The sequence below is a fragment of the Steroidobacter sp. genome (assembly GCF_016790065.1).
In the GTDB taxonomy this organism is placed as follows: Bacteria; Pseudomonadota; Gammaproteobacteria; order Steroidobacterales; family Steroidobacteraceae; genus Steroidobacter.
Window position 1 is genome coordinate 1 of record NZ_JAEUPY010000454.1, and the last position, 5,284, is coordinate 5,284.

The 5,284-nt window shown below is 60.7% G+C and carries 5 protein-coding genes; 2 read left to right on the forward strand and 3 right to left on the reverse strand.

Annotated elements, in window-relative coordinates; all coding sequences use genetic code 11:
- Together JNL55_RS19025 and JNL55_RS19030 are read right to left on the reverse strand one after the other, a co-directional pair.
- Positions 1-406: serine hydrolase domain-containing protein (locus JNL55_RS19025; protein WP_293857231.1), on the reverse strand; the 406-nt coding region annotated here is incomplete at its 3' end.
- On the reverse strand, positions 406-2,877 hold the full coding sequence (locus JNL55_RS19030; RefSeq protein ID WP_293857234.1) for a TonB-dependent siderophore receptor: 2,472 nt from the start codon (positions 2,875-2,877) through the stop codon (positions 406-408). The genes JNL55_RS19025 and JNL55_RS19030, both read right to left, overlap by 1 nt.
- 154 nt (positions 2,878-3,031) lie before the next feature.
- Between JNL55_RS19030 and JNL55_RS19035 the strand changes: the two genes are divergently transcribed.
- The gene (locus JNL55_RS19035) at positions 3,032-3,553 is read left to right on the forward strand and encodes an RNA polymerase sigma factor (RefSeq protein ID WP_293857237.1); all 522 of its coding nucleotides are present in this window, start codon (positions 3,032-3,034) and stop codon (positions 3,551-3,553) included.
- Between the two features lies 1 nt (position 3,554).
- Positions 3,555-4,637, forward strand: coding sequence for a FecR family protein (locus tag JNL55_RS19040; RefSeq protein WP_293857240.1), 1,083 nt, complete (start codon positions 3,555-3,557; stop codon positions 4,635-4,637).
- Positions 4,638-4,776: 139 nt separating this feature from the next.
- Here JNL55_RS19040 and JNL55_RS19045 read toward each other — a convergent pair.
- Positions 4,777-5,284: transketolase-like TK C-terminal-containing protein (locus JNL55_RS19045; protein ID WP_415923110.1), on the reverse strand; the 508-nt coding region annotated here is incomplete at its 5' end.

Genomic DNA, 5,284 nt, shown 5'->3' on the forward strand with positions numbered 1-5,284 from the left:
TGCGCAGATCGAAAGCCGGCGTGCGCGACAGCCCGGAGGTGTGACGTAACAAATGTCGCGGCGTGATCGGCGCCCAAGTGGCCGGCGAGTCCGGCAGATAAGTGCGAATGGATTCGTCCAACTTCAGCTTGCCATCCTCGACCATGAGCATGATGGCCACGGCGGTGAACATCTTGCCGATGGAGCCGGATTGGAAAACGGTATCGGCATGCACCGGCACGCGATGTTCCAGATTCGCGTAACCGTAGCCTTGCGCCCGCACCAACACACCATCCTGCACGATGCCCAGCACCAGCCCCGGTGTTTGAGTGCGCTTCAAGTAGTCGTTCGCGTAGTCGTCGATGGCGTCGGCCTGCACCAACACCGCGGCGCTCAGCAGCGCCGCCCCCAGGATCATGCGCTTCATTACCAGTTTCCTTTGACAGTGAGCATGTAGCTGCGCGGCCGGCCATAAACGGTCTCGGTCCGCGCGCCCAGGCTCAGTGCCTGGTAATAAGCTTCGTCGGTCAGATTCTCACCATATAAACCCACCGACCAAGTGTCGTTGATGCGGTATTGAACGGCCGCGTTCCACAGCGCGTACGCATCCTGTGTGAAGCGATAGCCAGTCGTGTAGCTGGATTCGGGCTGCGGAAACGGATTGACGTAAGTCTCTGTCTGCGCCGTGACACCGCCATTGATGCTGACACGCGCCCATCGGCCAGGCAGCTGATACGTCGTCCACAACTTCAGCATGTGTTCGGGCGTCATGTGAATGTAGTAAGACCAAGCGGCACGCGGATCGAACTTGGCGGTGGTGTTGGTATAGCCCGCGAACATCTGCCAGCCCGGCAGCACGGTACCGCTCAGCTCCACATCGAAGCCGTCGATCTGTAACTCGATGTCGTCGACGCGATAACAACACGTCGGGCCCGCGGTGGTTCGCGTTATCGGATAGTTGGTGTCGCGCGTGCCCTGATTGTCACGCTGCACTCGATAAGCCGAGACCGCCAGATTCAACACTCCGAACAGCTCGCCCTTCACGCCGATCTCGTAACCCGCGCCAGTCACCGGATCGAGCGGTGAGCCCGGCAGCGGCGCCTGCAACAGATTCGCTTGCGGCTTGAAGGTTTCGGCATAGCTCACGTAAGCCGTCCAATCGCGAGCGAAATCCCAACTCAGCGCCGCGCTCGGAATGAAGGCTGTGTCTTTGTAACGCAACGACGTAGTCGTGCCGCTGGCAATGCTCTGAGAAACGCTGACGTACTCATACTCGCCGTAACGGCCGCCCAAAGAGAGTCGCAACGGCTCCAACAGCTGCAGCGTGATGGCGCCGTAAATGCCGTGCTGAGTCTGGCCGCGCTCCGGATAGTAGGTGGCCAAGGTCGCGTTCGGTTCGGGATACAGCGCCGGGTTGAAATTGAATAAATCGATGGCCGGGCCTAAGGCGACGCCCCACGGATAACCATCGAGCGTGTATTCCTTGGAGCGGCCGCCATCGACTTTGGCGTAATCGACGCCGAGCGTGTAGCGATGCTCGCCGCCCAACAATTGGAAACTGCCGCTGGCCGACAAGTCGAACAGATTCTGACTGGCGACGTTGCTCGATCCGGTGCCGGTAGCGTGCACGCCCGTCATGGTCACGGGATTGAGCGCGCCGTACGCGTAGAACATCTTGCTCTCGTTGTCCTGTTCGAGACGCGTCAGATTGAGGCGCACGGTGCCGCTCTGGCCATAGCCCTGCTCGACCCGCAGAAAGGCCTCTTTGTTGGTGAAGTACCAATGACTCCACTCCGGGTTGTACGCCCAGTCGCGCGGCAACCGGATATCCGCTCCAGTGTTGTAACGACCGGTACCCTGCGGGTAGTAACCATCTTCTTTGATTCGTTCGTAGTGCAAGCCGCCGATCAGCAACGTGCTGGGCGTCAGATCGAACTCCGTCGTGCCGTACACGATGGTCTTTTCGGATTCGGCCCGGTCGTAAACGTAGCCATTGTTCTGATAAGCGACAACCGCGCGACCACGTAGACGGCCGTCATCGGTCAGCGCACCGGTCACGTCGACATCGGCGCGATAATGATCCCAACTGCCAGTGGACAGATTGAGACGCACCGCTGGAGTCTGCTCGGCGCGCTTGCGAACCAGGTTGATGACACCGCCCGCCTCGCCCGCACCGGTGAACATGCCGTCCACACCGCGGAGCATTTCGACTCGCTCGTAAGTCGCCATGTCGGGCGTCAAATAGTTACCGAAGTTGCCAGTGAGCGCCGCCGCGCCGCCATCGAACTGGATGGTCTGCACTCGGATGCCGCGAGAAAAAAACCAGCTCTCACCGGTGCCGTAGCTGGCCAACGTCACGCCGGTGGTCTGGCGCAAGGCTTCTTCCAGCGAGTTCAGGCTCTGGGCTTCGAGCCGCTCACGCGACACCACCGTGACCGACTTCGGCGTCTCCCGCAGCGACTGGCCGGACTTGGAAGCGATGCTCAGCTGCCGTTCCAGCGTGCCGAACACGTTGACGGTTTCGATGGCTCCCTCTTGATCCGCCGCGCTGCTCTGACCCAAAGAGGTGCTCTGCTGGGCAACGCGGACGGCCACGCTGTTGGCGCTGATGAACTCGTAACGCAGCCCGGTTCCCTGCAGCAGCTTGTCCAAAGCGGCGGTTGGGGTGTAGGTGCCGGTCAGCTTGGTGGTGGTGATGCCCTGACTGACATCGGCGAACAGCATGATCTGCAAGCCAGTGAGCCGGGCCAGTTCGTTGAGCGCGTCGCCCACCGGTGCGGCTTCAATGGTCAGGGCAATCGGCTGTTGCTGTCCCTGTTGCGCGCTCGCGACGGGCGCGGCGGTCAGCAGGGCCATGGAAACGGCCATCGCAAGGGCGGAGTGGCGCCAGGCTTTCATCGTTCGAGATTCCCCGGTACGGCGCATGTGAAATACCTGCGCTCTTGCCCATACAGGCGGATCGGGGCGTCGAAATTGTGTACTTTGGCCGGCGAGTACACACTTTGAGCCCGCCCAGCCGCCATAGTATTCAGGGTCAACTCGCAGTTCCGACGTGACGCAGCCAAAGGTCGATTTCATTCAGCGCACTTTCGAGCAGTATCGGGGCGGCTTGCAACGCTACCTGATGCGCCGGCTGGCGCACGCCCAGAACGCGCAGGACCTGGCGCAAGAGATTTATCTGCGGCTGTTACGGGTCGAAGCCATCGATCTGGTGCGCCAACCGCAAGCCTATCTTTACAGGATTGCCTCGCACGTGGTGTACGAGTTTCGCCTGCGCGAGGAGCGCGAGCAGAAGTACGTCACCATCAACTCCGAATACATGGCCGAACTGGCCGACAGCGTCGGCGACACCAGCACCGACGAGCAGTGGCAAACCATGAGCACCGAGCGAGAGTTGGCGCGCCTGTTCGCGCAGTTGCCGCCTGTCGAGCAAGCCATCGTGCTGCTCCAGAAACGCGACGGGCTCTCGTACAAAGAGGTGGCCGAACAGCTGAATCTGTCGGTGCACACTGTTAAAAAATATCTGTTCCGCGCGCTGCTGCGGCTCAGACAAGCCGAATGGAAGGATGAATAAAGTGGCGCGTGTTCAACAGGAAGAGCAAATGACCCTCCGCGAGCAAGCGGCTTGGTGGCTCACGGAGATGCAAGAAGCGACGCCGGAGATCGAGCAACAGTTCTCGCAATGGCTTCGGGAATCGCCTCGGCATGTCGAGGAGTATCTGTTCGTCGAGGCGCTGTGGGGCGAGCTGGATGGGATCGATCGTCAGCACAGCGTCGATGTGCAGCAGTTGATTGCTAGCGCAGGCGGTGTGGAAGCGATTGCCAAAGTGACGCCTTTTGGTCGGGTGTCGCGGCTGCTGCGTGCTCCTTGGCCGGCTACTGGTTCTAAATCCAAACGCTCGGCGGCGGTGGCTGCTGTTGTTGCTGGCGTCGTGGTGAGTGCTTTGGCCAGCTGGATCTGGTGGCCGACGCAAGAGACCTATGCAACCACGGTTGGCGAACAGCGAGCCGTCAAGCTCGAAGATGGTTCGTTTATTTATTTGAATACTCAGAGCCGGGTCGAAGTGGACTACTCGGAGCACGAGCGGCGCGTGCGACTGCTTTCTGGTGAAGCGCTGTTCACAGTGCATCATGATGCGAGTCGGCCGTTTCGGGTTTACTCGGCGGATACGGTGGTGCAAGCAGTTGGTACGCAGTTCAACGTGTATCGGCACGATGATCGGACCACGGTGTCCGTGGTTGAAGGCATCGTGGCTGTGACGGATGAGCGGCCTGGCAAGACCGTTGTGGTTGCTGCTGCTGGCGAGACGACGCTCGACTCCCCCGGCGCTGGCCCGTTACGAATCACTGCTGGCGAGCAAGCCAATGTCAGCCCGGCGGGTCACATTGAGAAGCGACCGCAAGGTGATATCGAGAAGGCCGTCGCTTGGCGGGCGCGGCGACTGGTGTTTCGATCTGAATCGCTCGCCGATGTCGCCGAGCAATTCAATCGTTACAACACGATCAAGATTCGAGTCGAAGGCGAGGCGGTGCGCAATCGCAAACTGATCGGGACGTTCAACGCGGACGACCCGACGTCACTCGTCAAGTTCCTCGCCGGCGAAGCCGACCTTCGCGCTCAAGAGATCGGCGGCGAGTTAGTAATTACGCCGCGTTAAGAATCACGGCTGGCTCGCGCCGCCGTGACCCGCGCTTCGCGGCGTACGGCGACCGACGGCGAACTGGTGACTACGCCGTCATAAGGCTCACGTCGGACTCGCGGCGCCGTGAACCTTGCACGTTGCAACGTTCGGTGGCTCACCGCGTCCAGGGCGCGGCGTCGTGGACTTGAACTTCGTAGCGTTGAATCGCGGCGGCGACGGTTTCGTACGTCGCCTTGCCGGCGTCGGCGGCCGACTGAAGGGCCGCGATCACGACGTGCTGTTTATCCACCTCGAAGAACCGTCGTAGCGTCGCTCGGGTATCGCTGCGACCAAAGCCATCGGTGCCCAACGCAACGAATGGCGCATCAACGAAGCTCGCAATCAAGCTCGGGTACGCACTGACATAGTCGCTAGCCGCGACAATCGGCGTGTCCCCACTCAAGCACTGACTGACAAAACTCACCCGACGAGGCGCCGTCGGATGCAATCGATTCCACCGCTGAGTCTCTCGAGCATCGCGTGCCAGCTCAGAGAAACTAGTCACGCTCCAAACTTCCACCTCAATACCCCAATCATTCTTCAACATGGTCGCAGCAGCCATCACTTCGCGCAGAATGGCGCCCGAGCCAAGCAACCGAATCTGCGGCGCACCCGAAGACGCA